This window comes from Actinomycetota bacterium, from assembly GCA_030682655.1.
Lineage (GTDB): Bacteria > Actinomycetota > Coriobacteriia > Anaerosomatales > JAUXNU01 > JAUXNU01.
This window is the reverse complement of record JAUXNU010000205.1, coordinates 97,014-117,604: the sequence shown is the minus strand read 5'-3', so window position 1 is coordinate 117,604 and position 20,591 is coordinate 97,014. Positions and strand designations below refer to the sequence as shown.

Below are 20,591 nucleotides of genomic sequence, written 5' to 3'. Positions count from 1 at the left end.
GAGGTATTGGGATGCCCACACTCAAGGAGCTCACGCATCGTGAGGACCGCCTCGAAGGCGGTCACCGGCTCTGCGCGGGCTGCGGTGCCTCCATTGCCGTGCGGCAGGTTCTTCTCGGCGCAGGCGACGACGCCGTCGTGTCCGGATGCGCAACCGGATGCCTCGAGGTGTCGACCACGATCTACCCGTACTCGTCGTGGAAGATCCCGTTCATTCACAATGCGTTCGAGAACTCCGCTGCGACCGTGTCCGGCGTCGAAGCCGCGTTCAAGGGCCTGAAGGCCGCCGGCAAGATTCCCGCCGACAAGAAGGTCAAGTTCGTCGCCTTCGGTGGAGACGGGGGCACGTACGACATCGGTCTGCAGTCGCTTTCCGGTGCGATGGAGCGCGGTCACGACATGGTGTACGTGTGCTACGACAACGGTGCGTACATGAACACCGGCATCCAGCGCTCCTCGGCCACGCCCAAGGGCGCTTGGGCTACGACCGCCGAGGTCGGAGCGGCACAGCAGGGCAAGATCCAGAAGCGCAAGGACCTCACCTCCATTATTGCTGCGCATGGTGTGCCCTACGTCGCACAGACCTCGATCAGCCATTGGAAGGACGTCACGACCAAGGCTGAGAAGGCCTTCACAGTCGACGGCCCGGCCTTCCTGAACGTGCTCGCGCCATGCCCTCGTGGATGGCGCTCGGCGTTCGACAAGTCCGTTGAGATTGCGAAGATCGCAGTCCAGACCGGCTTCTGGCCCATGTTCGAGGTTGAGAACGGGACCTGGTCGATGAGCACCGCCAGCAAGGCGCTCATCAAGGCCGGACGCAAGCCGGTCGAGGAGTTCCTGAAGCCGCAGGGACGCTTCAAGCACCTCTTCGCGCCTGAGAACGCTGGCCTGCTCGCCGAGGTGCAGGCCGATGTCGACGCCTACTGGGACTATCTTCTGGGGCGCTGCGGCGAGTAGCACGCCCGACGCTGGATCCGAAGGAGCCTTCTGACTATCAGGGGGCTCCTTCGATGTTAGAATGGCGAAGGTGCCCATACTTCTCGTCGCACCTGAAAAGGGGTCTACGTGAAACGCCGGTACTCGCTTCTCGTGCTGCTCGTACTGATACTCCTTCTCGCGGTGACCGGTTGCGAGAGCGCCCGGAACAAGCCCGCCACGGGTGAAGTCACCAGCGTGCAAGTCAGGGTCTCCGGCTCTGGGACGTGCCTTCCGCTGCTTCGCATACTCACCGACGAGTACTCCGCGACACACAAGGGTGTGACCTTCACGTACCTTCCCGGTCTCCACAGTGGCGGGGGCATCAAAGGGGTCGCGAACGGAGATCTCGAACTCGGAGCCGTGTCGCGTGAGCTGACCGACGAGGAGAAGGATCTCGATCTCGAGTATTACCAGCTGTCCGATGATGGGCTCGTCGTTGCAGTGCATCCGACGGTTGTGGTCGATGACATCTCAACGGAGCAGGTGCGCGAGATCTACTCCGGGAAGTACGACAACTGGACGCAGCTCGGCGGTCCGGACCTACCGATGGTGATTCTTGATCGCAACGAGGACGAGTCCGCGAAGATCATCTTGCGCAAGTACGTTCTCGGTCCCGATGTGGAGATCACCCCGAAGGCCGTGAACCTGTTCTACGAGCCGGACATGGTCGACGGACTGCAGAAGACACCCGGGGCGGTCGGCTACTTCTCACTCGGTCTTGGCCTGTCTCGAGACATACCCGTCAACTACCTCAAGCTGGACGGTGTTGAGGCGACTGTCGCCAACATCGAGAACGGCACCTACGAGATGGTTCGCCCGCTAGGGGTGGTAGCGAAGCGCCCGGTGAGACAGCAGATCGTGGACTTCCTCGAATGGGCGACCGGGGACGAGGCAGCCGATCTGATGCAGCGAAAGGGTTTCGCGCCGGTCCTATCTCCGGCGGGTGAATGATGCGGTTCAACCTCCTCGGGAAGCATCTCTACAGCCAGATCGTTGTTCCCCTGGTCTTGGCGTCACTTGTCGTGGGCCTTCTTGCTACGGTAGTCGCTGTCTACTTCCTGTCAAGCCTCACCGACCAGTGGGTCGATCAGGTGGCCGAGAGCGTCACACACAACCTCGAGACGGGTTTCGATGCCAGGGCTCAGACGATGAAGAGCATCGCCAAGCTCGCGTCTGAGAATCAACGGCTGAAAGAGGCGCTTTCCGGGGGAGATATGACCGAGGCGCGCGGAGTGGTCGTGCAGACCAACGTTGCGCTCGGGTTTGATGACGTGATGCTGCTGGACTCGACGGGTCGGGTGGTTGTCAGTTCCGGTCTTGCGGGCATCATGCCCGGAGACATGCCGCTTGGAGAACAACGAGCATACGCTGAGATCGCCATGAGTCACCCCACGTTCCTCCTACTGGGCGGCAGGCTGACGCTCACTGTTCTTCAACCCATAGTGGCAGGAGCGCGCGGCGAGGAGACCTATACACTCGCGGTATCGGAGATTGTCGACCAGGCATTCCTGGACTCGCTCGGCAGCGGCGTTGGTGAAGCTGTTGCCTTCTATGACGGTGAGACCCGGGAGGTCGCGCGGACGATCGTGCCATCGAGAGCGACCAGTGCAGAGGCGTACCGGGCTCTCCAGGATGCGCTCGACGAACCGGCACCCGCGTTGGCGACAGCACTCCAGGCAGCGCAGCCCGGGCGCCCCGGAACGGCGAGGCTCAAGACCGACGAGGGAAACTACCGGGTTTGGGCCCAGCGCGTCGAGTTGCAGGACGATCCATTCCCGAGCAGCTATGGCTATCTGGTCTCCGTTGTCAGCCAGGAGGTCAGCGACCGGGCGGGCCAGACCACGACGAATCTCATCACGATGTGGTCGGTCTTCGCAGTCCTCGCGCTCGTCGGTCTGGGTGGCTGGGTTGCCCGCCGGGTGTCCGACCCGCTCGCGGATCTTGCCGAAGGCGCGCGACGTATCGCCGACGGCGACTTCTCGACGAAGATACGCGTCTCCGGTGCCAACGAAGTCTCTGCGCTCGCGGAGAGTTTCAACCAGATGACCGATGCTCTCAGAGAACGCAGCGAATCACTGACCAAGAAGGTGCTCGAGCTCGCGACGTTGTACGAAATGAGTCGCGCCCTCGGGGCCACCCTTGAGATGGACGTCTTGCTGGACTCAGTGCTGGATTCCGCACTGCGCATCTTCAACCTCGACATCGGCTACGTGACCATCCGTGACAGGAACTCGGGGCAGCTCGCGATTCGCGCCTGGCGCGGGCCGTCGACCTTCGAGCCCGACGAGGAGGCCCTGCGCAGCTCCATGTCGGAGTGGGTCATCCGCGAGGGTCGGCCGCTCATCTTCAACCCTACCGGGGATCAGGGCAAGGGCGATCAGGTCGATCACGTGTCCGGGGCTCTTGCGGCGCTGTGCGTACCGCTCACCTCCGCGGAGGGCGCGATTGGAGCGATTATCGTTGGCAGCGACGATCCGGAGTTCCGATTCAACAGCGATGATGTCCGGCTTCTGTCAACCATCGCGAACCACGTGACCATTGCGATCGGCAATATCGAGCTGTTCTCCAGCCTTCAGGAAGCGTACCTTTCCACTGTCAGATCGCTTGCCGCCGCAGTTGACGCCAAGGACCCCTACACCCGCGGCCACTCAGACCGCGTAGCGATGTACTCGGGAATGATCGGGGAAGAGCTCGGTCTCTCGCACGAGCAGCGAGTGGCGCTTGAGATGGCTGCCTACCTGCACGATATCGGCAAGATCGGCGTCCAGGAAGCCATCTTGCTCAAGCCGGGCAGCTTGACCGACGACGAGATGTCCCAGATGCGCCACCATCCCCTCATAGGTGCGAACATCCTCAAGCCCGTCGGCTTTCCTTGGCCGATCACGCCGGTTGTCAGACACCATCACGAGCGATGGGACGGGGCGGGCTATCCAGCCGGTCTCAAGGCCGAGGAGACGCCACTCCTTGCCCGGATTCTCACGGTCGCCGATGCGTTCGAGGCCATGATCTCGGATCGGCCCTACCGTCGCGGACGGACGATCGAAGAGGGGATCGCCGAGCTCGAGCGCTGTTCGGGTACTCAGTTCGACCCCCGAATCGTTGCCACGTTTGTCGAGATCATGCGGTTCGGTAATCATCACGAGATCGTCGCTGACGAACTCTTCGATGTGGCTGAGGTTCAGCCGGAGGAGGCTCGTGCCATCTTCGTCGCGCTCGCTGAAGGCATGTTGCAGAGCTTCAGGAAGCTCGCCGGACCTCGTCTGACCTCAAATGTCGAGCGCGAGATCAATGCCGCCTTTGCCAGTGATGGCTACCCGATCTCCGTGAGTTCCGGGCACGTCGGTGTTCGCTTTGACGGGTGCGAGTTGTTGGACGCGGAGATCGAGACGATGCGCAACGCTCTGCGCATCGTCGACAAGGCCGTCACCCGTACGTCAGGGCACACCCTTGTCGACCACTTCCACGCGGATTCGTTGGCGATGCTGTCCGAGCGAATGCGCCGCCTTTCTGCAGCACTCGGCTTCTACACAGCGTAGGCTGTCAACTCGCGTCGTGCCGGGTCCGGGCGATGCTACACTATGGCGCAACCTTCGGGCGGCGTACGCCGCCGGAGCAGGACAGGACCTCCGGGGGATTTCCGATGGCACTTGTCGTGACAAAGTTCGGCGGGACATCCGTCGGCACCACTGAACGCATCCTGGACGTCGCGCGTCGACTGGTCGCGCGTAGCGAGTCGGGCGACAGCGTCGTCGCCGTCGTCTCGGCGATGGGGGACGTGACAGACGAGCTCGTCTCGCTGGCGGAGGCGATCACCGTAGAGCCTCCGGTGCGCGAGATGGACATGCTTCTTGCGACCGGCGAGCAGGTCACGATCGCACTCCTGGCGATGGCCATACACTCGCTGGGGCACGAGGCGATCTCCTTCACCGGCGCACAGGTCGGCATAGTGACAGATGCCGGCCACACGAAGGCGAAGATCCAAGAGGTGAGAGGCGATCGGGTCAGGAGTGCACTCGAAGAGGGCAAGATCGTCATCGTGGCCGGCTTTCAGGGGATGACTCCTGACGGCCAGATCACCACGCTTGGCCGAGGAGGATCCGACACCACGGCCGTCGCCATAGCGGCCGGCATCGGGGCCGACCTTTGCGAGATCTACACCGATGTCGATGGCGTGTACACGGCTGACCCGCGCATCGTCAAGGACGCGCGCAAGATCGACGTGATCTCTTACGAGGAGATGCTCGAGATGGCCGCTACGGGCGCCAAGGTGCTTCAACTCCGGGCAGTCGAGTTCGCGCGCAACCACGGCGTGACGCTTCACTGCCGTTCGAGTTTCAACGACATGCCAGGCACCATCGTCAAGGAGGTCGACGACACGATGGAACAGGCCATCATCTCCGGGGTCACCCACGACACGTCCGAGGCGAAGGTCACGATCCGCGGTGTTCCTGACCGGCCGGGCGTCGCCGCGATCGTCTTCAACAGACTCGCCGAGGACAACGTGAATGTCGACATGATCATTCAGAACGTCTCGGAGGCCGGGTCGACCGACATCTCGTTCACCGTGCCGAAAGAGGGCCTCATCCGTGCCAGGAATACCACCGAGGCTGTCGCCGTTGATCTTGGGGCCCGAAACTGGCTGCTCGACGAGTCGATTGCGAAGATATCGCTTGTAGGCGCTGGCATGAAGACTCACCCCGGCGTGGCCGCGCAGATGTTCAGTGCGCTCGCTGACGCGGGAGTCAACCTGGACATGATCTCCACATCATCGATTCGGATATCGTGCGTGATATCTCGCGATCAAGCTGACGTCGCCGTGCGCGCGCTGCACGGAAGCTTCGGCTTGTCCGACGCTGAAGTAGTGGCGGAAGTCGCCCCGGGCTGCGGCGGAGGAGACTAGCCATGTCGTGGGATAGGACAATGCCCTCGCGGCCGGTCGTCGCGGTCGCCGGCGCTACCGGCGCCGTGGGCATCGAGATGCTCAAGGTGCTCGAGCAGACTGGCTTCCCAGCCGATCGGGTTATCGCTTTGGCTTCGTCCCGTTCAGCCGGCAAGTCGCTCCCTTTCGGCGAGGCTGCACTCGTGGTCCAGGAGATGGTTGAGTCGTCCTTCGAGGGAGTCGACATCGCGCTGTTCTCTGCAGGCGCGGGCATCTCCAGGCAGATGCGCGCAGCGGTAGAGGACGCCGGGTGTGTGATGATCGACAACTCCTCGGCATTCCGCATGGATGAGGACGTGCCGCTCGTGGTGCCCGAGGTGAATCCCGAGGACGTTCGGTGGCACTCCGGCGTCATCGCCAACCCGAACTGCTCGACGATCCAGATGGTCGTGGCTCTCGCGCCCCTGGCACGTCTCGCCCCGATCCGGCGCGTCATCGTATCGACCTACCAGGCCGCCTCCGGTGCCGGACAGGCCGCAATGGACGAACTCTACGACCAGAGCAGGGACTTCCTCGAAGGCCGTGAGCTTCACGTCGAGCAGTTCGCCCACAGGATCGCATTCAACTGCATCCCGCAGATCGATGCGTTCATGGAAGACGGGTCGACCAAAGAGGAATGGAAGATGGTCGTCGAGACCAAGAAGATCATGCACGCACCCGAGCTTGCGGTACATGCGACGTGCGTGCGGGTCCCGGTGCTGCGCTGCCATTCCGAGGCGATCACCATCGAATTCGAGCGCGAGGTCACGCTGGGTGCGGCCAGAGCCGCGCTTCAGGCCGCGGCCGGGGTGCAGCTTGTGGATGATCCTAAGGACAGCACGTATCCGATGCCGGCCGAGCTCGAGGGGACCGACGATACGTTCATCGGCAGACTCAGGGTGGACACGACCGTCGAGCATGGCTTGTCCATGTGGGTCGTCGCCGATCAACTGCGCAAGGGAGCGGCGTTGAACGCCGTGCAGATCGCGGGTCTGCTACTGGGCTGACCGCGAGGGCTGTGTGCTGTATTCTGTTGTGGGGTGGTTGAGTGTGGAAGAACGGAGCAGCATGAGTCAGCCGACTGTGCTAGTCGTTGAGGACGATGTGACAATCGCCCGATTCGTTGAGCTGGAGCTTTCACACGCGGGCTTCTCGGTGCGCAAGGTGGCCGATGGCACCGCGGCTCTGGCCGCCGTCGCTGACGAAGACCCCGACCTGCTGATTCTCGATCTCATGCTGCCGGGCCTCGACGGGATCGAGGTGTCTCGCCAGCTCCGGGAGCAAGGCAAGGCGTTCCCGATTCTCATGCTCACGGCCCGTGCCGAGACACAGGATGTCGTCGCCGGGTTCGACTCAGGCGCCGATGACTACCTCCGCAAGCCATTCGAGATCCCCGAGCTGCTCTCTCGCGTGCGCGCTCTGCTCCGTCGCACTGAGCTCGAGCGCCCGCAGGGCATCGTCAAGGCAAGTGGAGTCGAGATCAACCCGGACTCCCGTCGCGCCACTGTCAACAGTGAGACAGTCGACCTGACCGCCAAGGAGTTCGATCTCCTCGCGTATCTCGTCGGCAACGCGGGGAGGGTCATCTCGCGGGACGAGATTCTCGAGGCTGTATGGGGTGGCCAGCATGCGACGGACAGCAATGTCATCGAGGTCTTCGTCTGCCACCTTCGCAACAAGATAGGCGATCGCGACAACACGACCATCCAGACAATTCGGGGTGTCGGGTACTTCTTCGCGAGGGGCTGACCATGCGGCGTTCATCGCTGCGGTCCTGGCTTCTGATTGTCTCGATCCTGTTTGCGGCTCTCGTCATCGGCGGCGTGGCCTTGACTACGTATGTCGTCGTTTCCGATGGCATGGCTATGGTGGCGAGGGGCGCAACCGCCAGTATGGGTCATGCGGCGACCGAGGCGCTGAAGAGCGAGATCACCGCCGGGAAGCTTGCCGCTGCCGCCGAAGGACTTGAGGGGCCCGCGCGTGAACGGGAGGCGCTCCGCCTGGTAATGGCAAGTATGCCGCGCATTCTGACGCGGGGCGTGTTGCAGGACGGCGAGGCGGTCCTGTACGTACTGGACCCGGCCACGGGTGAGCTGGAGGCCACGTGGTCCTCGAGCGACATTCCCTTGCCTGCGGCAGCCGGGGCCCAGCGCGATGACGCGCTGTCGCAACGGCAGACGATAGAGGTCACCCTCGATGAGGGCAGTGTCATCAGGGGGCTCGTGGGGCCGGTGCGACTCGGCGTGTTCGTGCTGCACGTGCCCGTGGACTTGCCGGCAGACACGCGCGGAGTCCTTGACCTGGCGTACTTCCCCGTGCGGGAAGAGGCAGTCATCGATGCCATTCGTCTACCGATGTCCGTGCTTGCGGTTTCTGCGATGCTGGTAATGGTCTTGATGATGCAGACCAGCATGGGCTGGGTGCTCAAGCTCGTTGACGACCTGCGGAGAGCAGCAGACGCTATCGACGCGGGGAACCTCGATCTTCGGCTACCTGACCAAGGAGAGCACGAGATCGGTGATCTCGCGCGGTCGATAAACGGTCTGATCGAGCGCCTTCGGCTTCGTGCAGAGGCGCAGACCAGGTTCGTGGCGGACGCCTCGCACGAACTCGCGACACCTGTGGCCGGTATCCGGGGCTACACGAACATCCTGCGTGCGTGGGGAGGGGAAGACCCTGAGGTGCGCGAGGAGGCGATCAGCGCGATCGATCGAGAATCGAGGCGGATGGCTCGCCTGTGCAGCGACCTTCTCGCGCTGGTCCGCAGCGAGCGGGCGATACAGTTCAAGAACGTCCGTTTCGACGTGAGTTCGCGTTGCAGACAGGTTCTTGCCGCCGCCGCGACACGATACATCGACAAAGGCCTTGAGTTCGTTGGGCCGGACGAAGGTCAGCTCATGATGGTCGGAGATCCCGACCGCATTGAAGATGTGGTTTCGATTCTCGTGGACAATGCGGCCAAGTACACACCTCTCGGCGGGTCCGTCGGGGTGTCCGTGAGGCGGAGGCGTGAGGTTGTGCTCATAGAGATCTCAGATACGGGCATCGGGATTCCCGAGCGGGACATCCCCAACATATTCGACCGCTTCTACCGCAGTGATGCTTCAAGATCCAAGGAGACGGGTGGGTTTGGGCTTGGGTTGCCGATTGCCAAGAGCGTCGTGGACGCGATCGGCGGTACGATCGAGGTGAAGAGTGTCGGGCGGGCTGGCTCAACATTCACGGTCAGACTTCCACGAGGGCGGCTGTAGGGGGCCGCGAGGTCAGTCGTGATGCCTCAAGCGCGCTTGGGTCGATGCCGATAACCCGACCAGGGCCGAGCTTCTTTGTATCGGGGGATTTGTGGCACCCGGAAGAGATGTACTCAACAGCGCTTTCGGCGGACGCGCGTGGCGTGATGCGATCGATGCTCTCCTTGAGGCCACCGGTCTCATTGTCGACGTCCTCGATTCCGATGCGCGCACGCTGGTCTGTTCGCGTGGCCGTTGCGAGTATTGCGAGCTCGCGACGGGTGCGAGGGACGCACACGCGACGTGCTTCGGGGAAGCCCCTGAGATCAAGTCCTCAGAGATCTCCCGGATCACCTGTCGCGCCGGACTCCCGGCCTACGTCGCCCCCGTGGAGATCGATGATCGACGGACCTGCGTGGTCATTGTTGGCGGATTCGTGTCTTCTACACGCGACCGCAAACGTCTTTTCGAGAGGTTGCTGGCCCGCGGTGTTTCGGAGTTCGGGGCGCGCAAGGCCGTGAGAGAGATACCTGTTCGAACCAAGCGCGAGGTGGAGTCCCTCGTGGTCATGACCCGCGCGATGGCCCAAGGTGCCGTCGCACGGGCGCTTGAGAACAAGAGCTGGGCAGAGCGAACACGCGAACTCGAGGTCTTCGTCGAAGTCGGCAAGGAGCTCAACGAGATCGAGTACCGTCTGGACGAAGTCCTCGACGTCATCGTCGCTCGCGCCATGGCAATCGTTGCTGCCGACAGCGGCTCACTGATGCTCCTCCGCCCCGGGACCGACATGCTTGAGGTGGTGGCCGCCCGCGGCGACGCCAGCAGGGATGCTCTCGGGGCTATCATCCATGTCGGAGACGGTATCGCGGGTCGCGTTGCCGCGACGGGCCGGAGCGTTCTGGTGAACGGCGATCGCGACGGTCAAGCGAATCGAAGCCTCAAGCCCGGTCGTGGCATCACGACCGCCGTGTCCGTTCCTCTCGTGCGGGCTGACTCGGTGCAGGGCGTGCTCAACATCGCTTTGTGCCGCAAAGACAGGAAGCTCCGGGGAGACGAGATGAGGCTCCTCGAGCGATTTGCCGAGATGGCCGCGAGCGTGATCGAGACGGCCCACGGGAGGGATGACGCCTATCGGACCATGCACGAGCTCATGCACCTCGGCGAGTTCTCGAAGTGGCTGGCTGACTGCACGGACTTGGCGGAGGTCGCGACGGCGACGCTGAGCGTGCTGAGCAAGACATTCGACTTCGATCTGGCGGGCTGCGTCATCACAGGGTGGGGTCTCGACGATGCGACAGTCGCGTTCGGGACCGATCTCACGGAGGCGTCGGTCGAGAGGATTCTCGGGGAGGCCACCGGACGAGATGTTGCCGTCGAGCCGTTCTCCTCGGTCAGGCACATCACATCACTCGGGAGGCTCGCTCCGGACGCGCCCGACGACGGGACCTGGTCGGTGCTGTCGGTCGAGATCATGGTGCACGAGCATGTGATGGGCTATGTATTCGTGGCGGCAGGGAACGGACGATCCTTCCAGTCGTTCGATCATCGCCTTCTGCTTGGAATGGCCGAGCACGCATCAAAGACATTCGAGCGGGTCGCCGTCTTCGCCCGGGTGCGTGACGACTATGCGAAGACGGTCGCGGCGCTCTCGGCGACCTTGGATCTCTCCGAGCACGCTGCTCCTGGCCACGCGGGGCGCGTCATGGAACTCGCGATGCTTGTCGGCCAGGAGATCGGTCTGGCGATCGAAGACATCGAGGTGCTTCGGTTCGCCGGGCTTCTGCACGATATCGGGAAGACCGGACTGTCCGAGGAGATACTGCTCAAGCCGACCAAGCTCAATGACGACGAGATGGCGGAGATGCGCAGGCACCCGGAGATCGGTGTGGGGATTCTCGAGCAGATCGACTTCCTCGATGCGGTCAAGCCGGTGGTCTTGCACCACCACGAGCGTTGGGACGGCGCCGGATACCCTGCCGAGCTAGCCGGTGAGGAGATTCCGCTTCTGGCGCGGATACTTGCGGTGTCCGACGCTTTCGACGCGATCACCTCCGAGTGGCCGTATCGGCCGCGACGCACCTTCGCCGAGGCGCGCACGGAGCTTCGTGCGGGCGCGGGAACGCAGTTCGATCCGGAGATCGTGGAGGCACTGGTGGACGCCCTCGACCGGAAGGCCCTTGCCGCCTCCACGGGCCTGTTCGTCCAGAGACCGGCCCCTGAGGATCAGCTTCCCGCCTAGCGCTCATGTGAGTCCCGCAGGTCCGTGCTAGAATCCCCGCACGCAACCGTTCTGTGGTGGAAGGTCCCGATGAAGCACACACGGCTTATTGCGCGCTCTGGTCTCATTGCCGCCGTCTACGCGGCGATGACCATCGTGGTGCTGCAGTTCCCCGCATACCTGGGGTGGGGCCTTATCCAGTTCAGACCGAGCGAGGCCGTTACCGTGCTCGCGGTACTCACCCCTGCCGCGATCCCCGGGTTGTTCCTCGGCACGTTGGTGGCGAACGCATTCAACCTGGCGACCGTCGGCCCCATCGCCTTGCTCGACGTTGTGTTCGGCTCGATCGCGACTCTCGCCGGTGCACTCTGGACCTGGCGATTCCGCGCACGGACTGCGTTGGCGCTTGCCGGTCCGGTGATCTTCAACGCCCTGATCGTGCCTGCCTACCTTCCGTTCCTGCTTGCCGGACTCGGACTCTACCGTGTTCCGCTGTTGGGAGTAGACTTGGAGGGTGCATGGTTGGTGATGTACGCCTATGGCGTCGTCACCATCGGTGTCTGTGAGGGCATCATCGTGTACGCCCTCGGGTGGCCGCTTCTCGCCGTTCTCAAGGCGGCGGGACTTGCGAAACGGCTGGCCGAAGAGGATCAGTGACCCACACGGAGGGTGAACCGGTATGTTCGGGGGCCGCACGACACATCAGGAGAGCCAGGCGCCTCGGGTCGCGCCGGGTCTCGTCGCGCCGGCTGAGCCGCTCATCCGGAGCACCGAGACCTCCTGTCGCGAGTGCTGGAGCTGCGTTCGCGATTGCCCGGCAAAGGCGATTCGCGTGGTTGCCGGGCATTGCGAGGTCATCGAAGAGCGTTGCGTGAAGTGCGGAGCCTGCGTGTCCGAGTGCAGCAGCGATGCGTTTCGCGTTCGCGACGACACCGGCAGGGTAGTGCGCCTGCTTGCGACCGGACGCCCCGTCGTTGCGATACTTGCGACCGAGTTCGTCGCTGCGATGCACCCTCTCTCCCCCATGGAAGTCGAAAGGACACTCGAGTCCGTCGGGTTCCACGCGGTCGAGACCACACTCCTTGGCGAGGAGCTCGTTGCCCTTGAGTACGAACGGTCGCATGCCCGGCCGTGCCCCTCGCTCACGCTGCGCTCCACGTGCCCCGTCGTAGCCGACTGGGTTCGGCGGTACCATCCGTCTCTGAGCTCGACGCTGACGCCGATCGTCCCTCCATATGTCGCACAGGCCCGTCTCGTGAGGGCGGTCTACCCCGCCGACACCGCCGTCGTGTACGTGTCGCCGTGCTACGCCCGCAAAGACGAGATCTACGAATCTGGATTCGCGGGCGCCGTCGACGTTGCAATCGACTTCCTCGAGCTCCAGAAGCTATTGGCGGAGCTGAAGCCGCGTCCCCCGCTCTCCATGGCGACGCATGCTGGCACGAGGCGACCGCAGCCGCTCAAGGAGATCTCTCTCATCGACGGTTTCCCGCGGCGCACCCTGGAAAGCCATCTCGTGACCGACGCCGGGGTTCAGACCGTGCGCGGCCTGCGTCAGCTCGATCGGCTGCTTGCGGCGATCGAGCGCGGCGAGGCGGCCCCCTCCGTCATCGACGCTCTCAACTGCGAGGGCTGCATCGACGGTCCCGCGGTCAAGCCCGGCATGTCCGTCTTCGCGAAACGCAATGTGATGTCCGCCGAGCGTTCCTCCGGGCGTTCGTCAGGCATAAGCAGCAGGGCTTTGCTTTCGTACCTGCCCCAGATCGACGTTCTGCGCACGTTCAAGCCCGCGCCCGTCAAGCAAGAGCGCCCTTCCGCCGAGGAGATCGATGCGGAGCTTCAGCAGACCGGGTTCATCTCACACGACGAACCTCTCGACTGCGGGGCGTGCGGCTACGACACGTGCGCCGATCACGCGATCGCCATCATCTCGGATCGGTCCACGTGGGAAATGTGCTTTCCGCTGCAGAAGGAACGCATGCGACAGAACGTCGAGGAACTCGAGGAGTCCGCGACCGTTGACCCCCTCACTGGTCTGTGGAACAGGCGTGTGTTCGACAAGCGGCTTGCCGAGGAAGTTGCGCGCACCGAGCGATACGGCACTCCGGTGTCACTACTCGTGCTCGACATAGATGCATTCAAAGCGGTCAATGATGGCAGCGGTCACACGGTGGGTGACGAGGTGCTGTGCGGCGTCGGAAGACTGATCACAGAACTGGTCCGCGAGACAGACATACCGATCCGCTACGGTGGCGATGAGTTCGCGATCATCCTCCCGGGGATCGGCAAGACGGAGGCCTACGTCGTTGGCGAGAAGCTCTGCGAGGCGGTGTCGAAGCTGTCGTTCGTCGGCGACACGGTGAAAGTCACCGTCTCGATCGGGGTGGCGGCAGCGAGCGGGCACGTGACCAAGCCTCTCACGCTCCTCGAGGCAGCCGATAGCGCGATGTACACAGCGAAGCGCTCGGGCCGAAACCAGGTCCGGTTGGCGGCGGGATAAGGGCAGACTACGTGTATACCGCGCTTCTTTGGGAACAAGAGGGCGACCGGATCCGCTGCGGATTGTGCCCGCATCGCTGCCTGATCTCTGCGGGTGCGACCGGTGTTTGCGGGGTCCGCAAGAACGTGGACGGGACGCTGATCGCTCTCACCTACGGCACGATCTCCTCGATCGCGGCTGACCCCATCGAGAAGAAGCCGGTGTATCACTACTTCCCGGGCACGGCAGTTCTGTCCATCGGAAGCATCGGCTGTTCGATGAAGTGCGGCCACTGCCAGAACTGGCGAATCAGCCGCGCGCGTCCGGGCGAGGCCGCCGATGAGGTCGAGCTGCATACGCTCTCCCCCGAGGCCGTCGTCGACATGGCGCGCAAGTACCGGTGCCCGGGGGTCGCATTCACATACAACGAGCCGGTCATCTGGGCCGAGTACGTGCGAGATGTAGCGAGACTGTGTCGCGAGTCCGGCCTGTTCACAGTAATGGTGACGAACGGCTACATCACCAGCGAGGGGCTCGATCTCCTTGGCCCACATCTCGATGTGTGGCGTGTGGACCTGAAGGGGGCGACCGACGAGACGTACCGCCGCCTCTGCAAGGTGTCCTCGGTCGAACCGATCATGAAGGCGGCCGTGCGCGCCAAGACGCAGTGGGAGATGCACGTGGAGGTCGTGACCAACGTCATCCCGACCATCAACGATTCCGCCGAGGAGCTTCGCACGATGGCAGTGTGGATCGCCGAGGCGTTGGGTGCCGATACTCCTTGGCACGTTACGCGGTTCTTCCCGTACCTCGAGTTCGCCGATCTTCCGGCGACTCCGATCGAGACCTTGCGCATGGCCCGTGCGATAGGGCAGGAGGCCGGGCTGCACCATGTCTACGTCGGAAATGTCGAGGACCCTCAGGGTGAAGACACTATCTGTCCGTCGTGCCGCTCGGTAGCCGTGCGGCGTTCCGGGTACACCATACTCGACAGGAGAACCCGCGGCGGCTCTTGCGCCAAGTGCGGGCGTGATCTCAACATCGTCGAGTAGGGGAGGCCCGGTGGCGCAAGCCCACGAGCACGACGACCCGAGGCACCAGGCTCCACGCGTTCTGATCTTCTTCGACTACGCGTGCCCATTCTGCTACGTGGACCAGCATCGGCTCGACCGCTTGCGCGACGAGTATCCAGGGGTGCAGTGGTTCCTCGTTCCGTTCGAGCTCCGTCCAGACATGCCCGAGGAGGGCTACCAGGTGAGTGAACTCGAGGCCAGCGGATTCGGCGATCGAGTCGAAGAGCACCTCCAGCGCATTGCCCGCACGGATGGATTCCCCATGCTGGATCCTCCCTTTCTGCCAAAGACCCACAAGGCGCTTGTTCTCGGCGAGATGGCGCGCGACCTGGGCGAAGACGGGCACAGACGGACTCACGCGGCGATCTTCGCGGCGTACTTCGCCGAAGGCAGAGACATCGGGGATCCGGAGGTCTTGCACGAGATCGCGGGCGGTTTCGGATTCTTGCTCGCCGACGTGGACACTGCGTGGGACACGGGTGCCTACGACGAGCGTCTTCACCAGTACCGACATGTGGCGATGAATCTCGGACTCGATTCGACACCCGCGGCGCTGATCTGCAACGAACTGCTGGTGGGTTCCCGTCCCTATCGCGTCCTCGCGGATGCGCTCGAGAGATGCATGGTCACTCCGGACAATGTCGAACAGCAAGCCGAGGATAGTGCCCCTGCCTGAGGCCGATAGCCTGTCGTTCTCGCACATGGAACCCAAGGCCAAGTCGACCCTGGAAGATGTATGATTCATGAGGCGTCAGAGGGCGCCAAGGAGTCATACGACGAAAGAGGTATCCACACAGGTGTCTACTCCGTGTGTCGTCATCCCGACGTTCTGGACGCGCAAGCGCGGTCGCGTCTCAGAGGACCTGCTTACCGTCTACGATCACCCCACGCCTATCGACGAGGAGGGCACTCTCGCAGCGTGCCTGCGCTCACTCGAGGGTGTCGAAGGTCTTGGCAGGGTCGTTGTGATCGTGGCGGCTACAGATCCTTCCATCGAGCATGCCGCCGAGGACCGCGTGCGTGCGATTCTCGAGGACTTTCCCGCCATCGACGCGCTGGTCTTCGGACCGGCGGAGCTTGGCTCGTTGCACCGTCGTCTCGAGCAGCTTGAGTTCGCCGACATGATAGGTGGGGTGACGCTCGTGGGCTACGGCGCCGTGCGCAATGTCGGCCTCATGGCTGCTGCTGTTCTTGGATGCGACACAGTGGTCTTTGTGGACGACGACCAGATCATCACGGACCGTGGGTTCCTTGCGCGTGCGCTCGAGGGCATAGGCACGACGCTTGACGACGGGAAGGTCGTACTGGCGAAGACGGGCTACTACACCGACGAGGACGGCCAGTACCAGCGTTACGTGGATCCGCACTGGTCGGACATGTTCTGGCGGCAGAACGATGCGTACAACCATGCGCTTGGCATCGTGGACGCGCCTCCAAGAATCAGGACCGCCACGATGGCGTTCGGAGGGTGCTTCGCGCTCCACAAAGACATGTTCTGCAACGTGTCCTTCGACCCCTGGGTTGTTCGTGGCGAAGACATCGACTACGTCATCAATGCGCGCATGCATGGAGGAGACGTCTTCCTCGACGGCGAGTGGTCGGTCGTACACAAGCCGCCCAAACTCCCGAGCGAAGCGCTGCAGTTCAGGCAAGATGTCTACCGGTTCATCTACGAGCACCGCAAACTCGAGTTCGCCAAGTCCCAGGTCGACCTGCGCCAGATCACACCAGAGGCGATGGATCCGTATCCCGGCTCGTTCATCGGCTCCTCGGTGACTTGGAGAGCGGTGATGACCTCCCTGCTCAGGGGTCTGTCTCGCCCGGAAGGCGGCCGGTACTTCCGCATCGCCCGGGTGGCCACCCGTCACGCCTCGGACTATGCCCGCGAGAACTGCCAGAACTACTTCGACTTCCAGAGGCGGTGGCCGATTCTTATGGACCGCATCTGGGACGAGATCGCCCTGAAGTCGCTGTTCACCGGCGAGCGTCGGGTAGACCGCTCGGCGATCACAGGTCGCTTCCCGGTCGTTCGCGACGACGGCTAGGTGCCGTGGCCGCACACGCTCTGACGGTCGGTGTCGGCCTGTTGGCAGGGCTGCTGTCCGGGGCCTTCGGCGTGGGCGGTGGCGTTGTCACGACACCGGCGATACGCTTGCTGCTGGCCGAGCCGGCGCTCGTCGCAGTGGGAACGCCGCTTGTGGTCATCATCCCGACTGCGATCACCGGAGCATGGTCGTACGCACGGCGCGGTATGGCCGATTCACGCGTGGGGCTGCTCATCGGGGCGTGGGGGATCGTCGGCACGATCGTCGGGGCGTGGGGAAGTGCTCGCGCCGGAGGTTCGGTCGTCATGATCGTGACGGCCCTGCTCATCGGCTACATGGCCGTCGACATGCTCCGCCATGCGGCGGACCTTCCCGTTGACGGGCCCTCCTGCCCGCCTGTGGCGGAATCGACGGATGTGACCTCAGTCAAGCTTGCGTTTCTCGGAGGGATCACCGGGCTCTACTCCGGGTTTCTGGGGCTCGGTGGCGGGTTCGTGCTCGTTCCCATGCTATCGCGGGTCTTTGGCTTCCCGATCAAACGGGCGATCGGTACGAGCCTCGTGGCGATCGCCGTGCTCGCCGTACCGGGAGCCGCGACTCATTGGGTCCTCGGACACGTCAACGTCGCGCTCGCGGCATGGCTTGCGCTTGGCGTAGTCCCCGGCGTCCTCGTTGGCGCGAGGCTGACCGCAGCCGCGAACGAGCGTCACGTCCGAATCGCCTTCGCGGTCCTTCTGGGCGCCACCGGAGCGATACTGGCCGCCAATGAGTTCGGATGGATGTAGTACCGTGGCGCCGCGCCTTCACGTCGCCAAAGATGACGAGGTCGACCGCTTGTGGCCTGCGCTGAAGGCGGCGCATCTCTTCGATGACCCGGAGGCGCTGGAGGCGTTTCGGATGGGTGGCCCTTGGCGGGTTCTCGTTGGCCCGGGCGGAACGGGAGCTGTAGTCGAGCGTTGGCGGCGCCATCTCGACATCCTGGCGATTCGGGGCCTGTGGTGCTCGCGACACGAGATTCCCGGCGCGGTTGACGAGGTCGCGCGGGTGGCGCGTGAGCAGGGTCTCGGCCGCATCTTGAGCCCGCTCGTGCCGAAGGAGGCTGCGCCTGACTACACACGTGCCGGCATGCAGCTCGCGCAAAGCATCGTTGCCATGCGGTGTGACCTGAACAGATCACCGGTTGGGGACAGCGTGCCCGCGCGCTGCCGGGTTCGACCGTGCACGGCTGCCGACCTGTCGGCGATCCTCGATGTCGACCACGCGTCGTTCGATGAGTTCTGGCAGTACGGGCCGGAGCAGATAGCTGAGTACCTCTCCCGAGACCGGATAGTGCTCGCGGAGGTGAACGCCCAGGTCATCGGATATACTCTTTGCACGGTTGAGCGCGGCGCGGCCACTCTGGGCAGATTGGCGGTCTTGCCCGCACACCGGCGCGCGGGCATCGGATCCGAGCTTCTGTCGGACGCCATGCTCTACGCTCGCCGCGCGGGGGCACGGTATCTGAGCCTGTGTACCCAGGAAGAGAACGCCGCGTCACGGGCGTTGTACCGTGCGGCAGGGATGCGGGAACTCCTTGGGCGACTTGTGTTTCTGATTCGCGCGGTCGGCCCAACCGCGCCGAAGGGTGACTGAGCGTGGCGCTGATGACTCCTCGCCGAACGATCATCATCGACAGCCTGATGCTGTTCGGTGTCACAGTTCTCGCCGTGGTGACCGGGTACGTGCTTGTCGTTGTAGATGCTCCGCGCTGGATGCTGACGTCGACTCTCACGGGACTGACGCTGGTGGCGATGGGGAGCGTTGTGGCCCGTTTCATCAACCGCCCGGACCATCTGAGGGCGATGCAGTCCCATCAGGTTCTTGAGATTGCCAATGAGAGTCTGAGCTACCTGCGCAAAGGACTCAATGTCGAGACGGCCGACGCCGTGTGCCGCATCGCGCTCGAGCAGACCGAGGCTGCCGCCGTCGCGATTACCGACACCGAACGAGTGCTAGGATTCGCGGGGCTCGGCGAGGGCCATCATGAAGTCGGTGGGCCCATCCTGACACGTGCCACGCGTGAAGCGATCGACCACAACGAGCACCGGATAGTGGGAACGAAGGAGGAGATCGGATGTCCACGCCGCGATTGTCTGTTGCGTGCGGCCATCGTGGTGCCTCTCGAGATGCGCGGGCGGCCCGTTGGGACTCTGAAGTTCTACTACACGACGCCACGGCTGCTCAATGAGACCCAGGTCACCAACGCCGAAGGTCTGGCCAAGCTGCTCTCCACCCAGCTCGCGCTTTCCGAGCTCGACAGGCAGACCCAGCTCGCCACGCGCATGGAACTCAAGGCGCTTCAGGCGCAGATCAACCCGCACTTCCTCTTCAACACCATCAACACCATCGCGATGCTGATTCGGACCGACCCCAACCAGGCGCGGGATCTCCTGCGCGAGTTCGCCTCCTTCTATCGGCGGACCCTGGAGGCAAGCGACGCGCTCATCACGCTTGAGCGTGAGTTGGAGTACGTGAACTCGTACCTGCGGTTCGAACGCGCGCGGTTCGGCGACCGTATCGCCGTCGTCGAGGATGCAGTGCCGGAAGCCGGAAGGGTGGAGGTGCCCGCGTTCATCATTCAGCCACTGATCGAGAACTCCGTGAAGCACGGCATGCGCGCAGAGGGTGTTCTGCACATCCGCCTCGATGCGCGTATCGACAACGGACGTTTGTGCGTGCGCGTCACAGATGACGGCGTCGGTATCGCCGAGGAGGACCTCCCGTACGTTCTGGAGGCCGGTTTCGGCAAGGGTCTTGGAATCGCGCTCAAGAACGTGGACGATAGACTCAAGGGTCACTTCGGCGGAGACGCTGGACTACGCGTGGAAAGCGGGCTAGGCGAGGGCACGGTCGTCACACTCACGATTCCACTCGAGGAAACACCCGCCCTCTCTGGAGGCCGCAATGCTGAAGGCACTGGTTGTTGATGACGAGGCACCGGCTCGCTCCGAGCTGAGGTTTCTGCTTGAAGAAGTCGGTGGAGTCGAAGTCGTGGGCGAGGCATCGAACACGGCCGAGGCGCTGCAGCTGATCAAGGCGATCCCGTACGATGTCGTGTTTCTCGACATCGACATGCCCGGCTTGTCAGGGGTCGAGCTCGCCGAGTCGCTGAGCGAGATCGAGAAGCAGCCCGCGATCGTCTTCGTGACGGCCCACAGCGAGCATGCGGTGAAAGCGTTCGAGGTGTCGGCGACCGACTACCTGGTCAAGCCGGTCGAGGCCGCCCGCCTCAGGCAGGCGATCGAGCGCCTCGAGCCGACGCGTCATCAGCAGGCGCGCATCGAGCGCGTCCCTGTCGAGAAGGCCGGCAAGAAGCTGCTGCTTCAGGTCGAGGAGATCTACTACATCATGGCCAAGGACGACTACTCCTACCTTCATACCGACGGTGAGCGATATCTCTCCACGATCTCTTTGGCCAATCTTGAGAACAAGCTTGAGGCCACAGGGTTCTTCCGGGTTCATCGGCGATACCTTGTCAACCTGAGCCGGGTCAAAGAGGTCGTCCCGATGTACGGGGGAACCCTGCTGCTGACCCTGGGCGACACGGACGGGACGCAGGTGCCGGTGTCTCGCCGTCGCGTTCCATCCCTCAAGCGCGTGCTCGGTCTGTGA

The 20,591-nt window shown here is 63.4% G+C and carries 17 protein-coding genes; all 17 read left to right on the top strand.

Going from position 1 to position 20,591, the window contains the following annotated elements:
* The first annotated feature begins 11 nt into the window (after positions 1–11).
* Entirely contained in the window at positions 12–956 is a 945-nt protein-coding gene (locus Q8K99_13885) for a thiamine pyrophosphate-dependent enzyme (GenBank protein MDP2183643.1), read from the top strand.
* A 108-nt stretch (positions 957–1,064) separates the two neighbouring features.
* Positions 1,065–1,928, top strand: coding sequence for a substrate-binding domain-containing protein (locus tag Q8K99_13880; protein ID MDP2183642.1), 864 nt, complete (start codon positions 1,065–1,067; stop codon positions 1,926–1,928).
* Positions 1,925–4,513 (top strand): HD domain-containing protein, encoded by a 2,589-nt coding sequence (locus Q8K99_13875; protein MDP2183641.1) that lies wholly within the window; start codon positions 1,925–1,927, stop codon positions 4,511–4,513. The genes Q8K99_13880 and Q8K99_13875 overlap by 4 nt, the downstream gene beginning before the upstream one ends.
* Positions 4,514–4,617: 104 nt before the next feature.
* Positions 4,618–5,877: an aspartate kinase gene (locus tag Q8K99_13870; protein MDP2183640.1), complete on the top strand. Its 1,260-nt coding sequence runs from the start codon at positions 4,618–4,620 to the stop codon at positions 5,875–5,877.
* Positions 5,878–5,879: 2 nt separating this feature from the next.
* Positions 5,880–6,902, top strand: a complete 1,023-nt coding sequence (locus Q8K99_13865) for an aspartate-semialdehyde dehydrogenase (protein ID MDP2183639.1) — start codon at positions 5,880–5,882, stop codon at positions 6,900–6,902.
* A 61-nt stretch (positions 6,903–6,963) separates the two neighbouring features.
* Positions 6,964–7,644 carry a response regulator transcription factor gene (locus Q8K99_13860; protein ID MDP2183638.1) on the top strand — a complete coding sequence of 227 codons (681 nt, stop codon included), beginning with the start codon at positions 6,964–6,966 and terminating at the stop codon, positions 7,642–7,644.
* Between the two features lie 2 nt (positions 7,645–7,646).
* Positions 7,647–9,146: a HAMP domain-containing sensor histidine kinase gene (locus Q8K99_13855; protein MDP2183637.1), complete on the top strand. Its 1,500-nt coding sequence runs from the start codon at positions 7,647–7,649 to the stop codon at positions 9,144–9,146.
* A gap of 91 nt (positions 9,147–9,237) precedes the next feature.
* Positions 9,238–11,364 carry an HD domain-containing protein gene (locus Q8K99_13850; GenBank protein MDP2183636.1) on the top strand — a complete coding sequence of 709 codons (2,127 nt, stop codon included), beginning with the start codon at positions 9,238–9,240 and terminating at the stop codon, positions 11,362–11,364.
* A 69-nt stretch (positions 11,365–11,433) separates the two neighbouring features.
* The gene (locus Q8K99_13845; GenBank protein MDP2183635.1) at positions 11,434–12,000 is read left to right on the top strand and encodes a QueT transporter family protein; all 567 of its coding nucleotides are present in this window, start codon (positions 11,434–11,436) and stop codon (positions 11,998–12,000) included.
* Positions 12,001–12,022: 22 nt separating this feature from the next.
* Complete coding sequence (locus tag Q8K99_13840) at positions 12,023–13,843, top strand: diguanylate cyclase (GenBank protein ID MDP2183634.1); 1,821 nt, start codon at positions 12,023–12,025, stop codon at positions 13,841–13,843.
* A gap of 11 nt (positions 13,844–13,854) precedes the next feature.
* On the top strand, positions 13,855–14,874 hold the full coding sequence (gene amrS / locus Q8K99_13835) for an AmmeMemoRadiSam system radical SAM enzyme (protein MDP2183633.1): 1,020 nt from the start codon (positions 13,855–13,857) through the stop codon (positions 14,872–14,874).
* Between the two features lie 10 nt (positions 14,875–14,884).
* Entirely contained in the window at positions 14,885–15,571 is a 687-nt protein-coding gene (locus Q8K99_13830; protein ID MDP2183632.1) for a DsbA family protein, read from the top strand.
* 121 nt (positions 15,572–15,692) lie between these two features.
* Entirely contained in the window at positions 15,693–16,940 is a 1,248-nt protein-coding gene (locus Q8K99_13825; protein MDP2183631.1) for a hypothetical protein, read from the top strand.
* A gap of 5 nt (positions 16,941–16,945) precedes the next feature.
* Positions 16,946–17,725: a sulfite exporter TauE/SafE family protein gene (locus Q8K99_13820; GenBank protein MDP2183630.1), complete on the top strand. Its 780-nt coding sequence runs from the start codon at positions 16,946–16,948 to the stop codon at positions 17,723–17,725.
* 4 nt (positions 17,726–17,729) lie between these two features.
* Positions 17,730–18,572 (top strand): GNAT family N-acetyltransferase, encoded by an 843-nt coding sequence (locus Q8K99_13815; protein ID MDP2183629.1) that lies wholly within the window; start codon positions 17,730–17,732, stop codon positions 18,570–18,572.
* An 11-nt stretch (positions 18,573–18,583) separates the two neighbouring features.
* The gene (locus tag Q8K99_13810) at positions 18,584–19,906 is read left to right on the top strand and encodes a histidine kinase (protein MDP2183628.1); all 1,323 of its coding nucleotides are present in this window, start codon (positions 18,584–18,586) and stop codon (positions 19,904–19,906) included.
* The gene (locus tag Q8K99_13805) at positions 19,884–20,591 is read left to right on the top strand and encodes a LytTR family DNA-binding domain-containing protein (GenBank protein ID MDP2183627.1); all 708 of its coding nucleotides are present in this window, start codon (positions 19,884–19,886) and stop codon (positions 20,589–20,591) included. The genes Q8K99_13810 and Q8K99_13805 overlap by 23 nt, the downstream gene beginning before the upstream one ends.

Excerpts from the sequence above, each read along its gene's own strand:
- Q8K99_13885 (MDP2183643.1), top strand. The coding sequence starts at position 12 with ATGCCCACACTCAAGGAGCTCACGCATCGTGAGGACCGCCTCGAAGGC.
- Q8K99_13875 (MDP2183641.1), top strand. The coding sequence starts at position 1,925 with ATGATGCGGTTCAACCTCCTCGGGAAGCATCTCTACAGCCAGATCGTT.
- Q8K99_13870 (MDP2183640.1), top strand. The coding sequence starts at position 4,618 with ATGGCACTTGTCGTGACAAAGTTCGGCGGGACATCCGTCGGCACCACT.
- Q8K99_13865 (MDP2183639.1), top strand. The coding sequence starts at position 5,880 with ATGTCGTGGGATAGGACAATGCCCTCGCGGCCGGTCGTCGCGGTCGCC.
- Q8K99_13860 (MDP2183638.1), top strand. The coding sequence starts at position 6,964 with ATGAGTCAGCCGACTGTGCTAGTCGTTGAGGACGATGTGACAATCGCC.
- Q8K99_13855 (MDP2183637.1), top strand. The coding sequence starts at position 7,647 with ATGCGGCGTTCATCGCTGCGGTCCTGGCTTCTGATTGTCTCGATCCTG.
- Q8K99_13845 (MDP2183635.1), top strand. The coding sequence starts at position 11,434 with ATGAAGCACACACGGCTTATTGCGCGCTCTGGTCTCATTGCCGCCGTC.
- Q8K99_13840 (MDP2183634.1), top strand. The coding sequence starts at position 12,023 with ATGTTCGGGGGCCGCACGACACATCAGGAGAGCCAGGCGCCTCGGGTC.
- Q8K99_13810 (MDP2183628.1), top strand. The coding sequence starts at position 18,584 with ATGACTCCTCGCCGAACGATCATCATCGACAGCCTGATGCTGTTCGGT.
- Q8K99_13805 (MDP2183627.1), top strand. The coding sequence starts at position 19,884 with ATGCTGAAGGCACTGGTTGTTGATGACGAGGCACCGGCTCGCTCCGAG.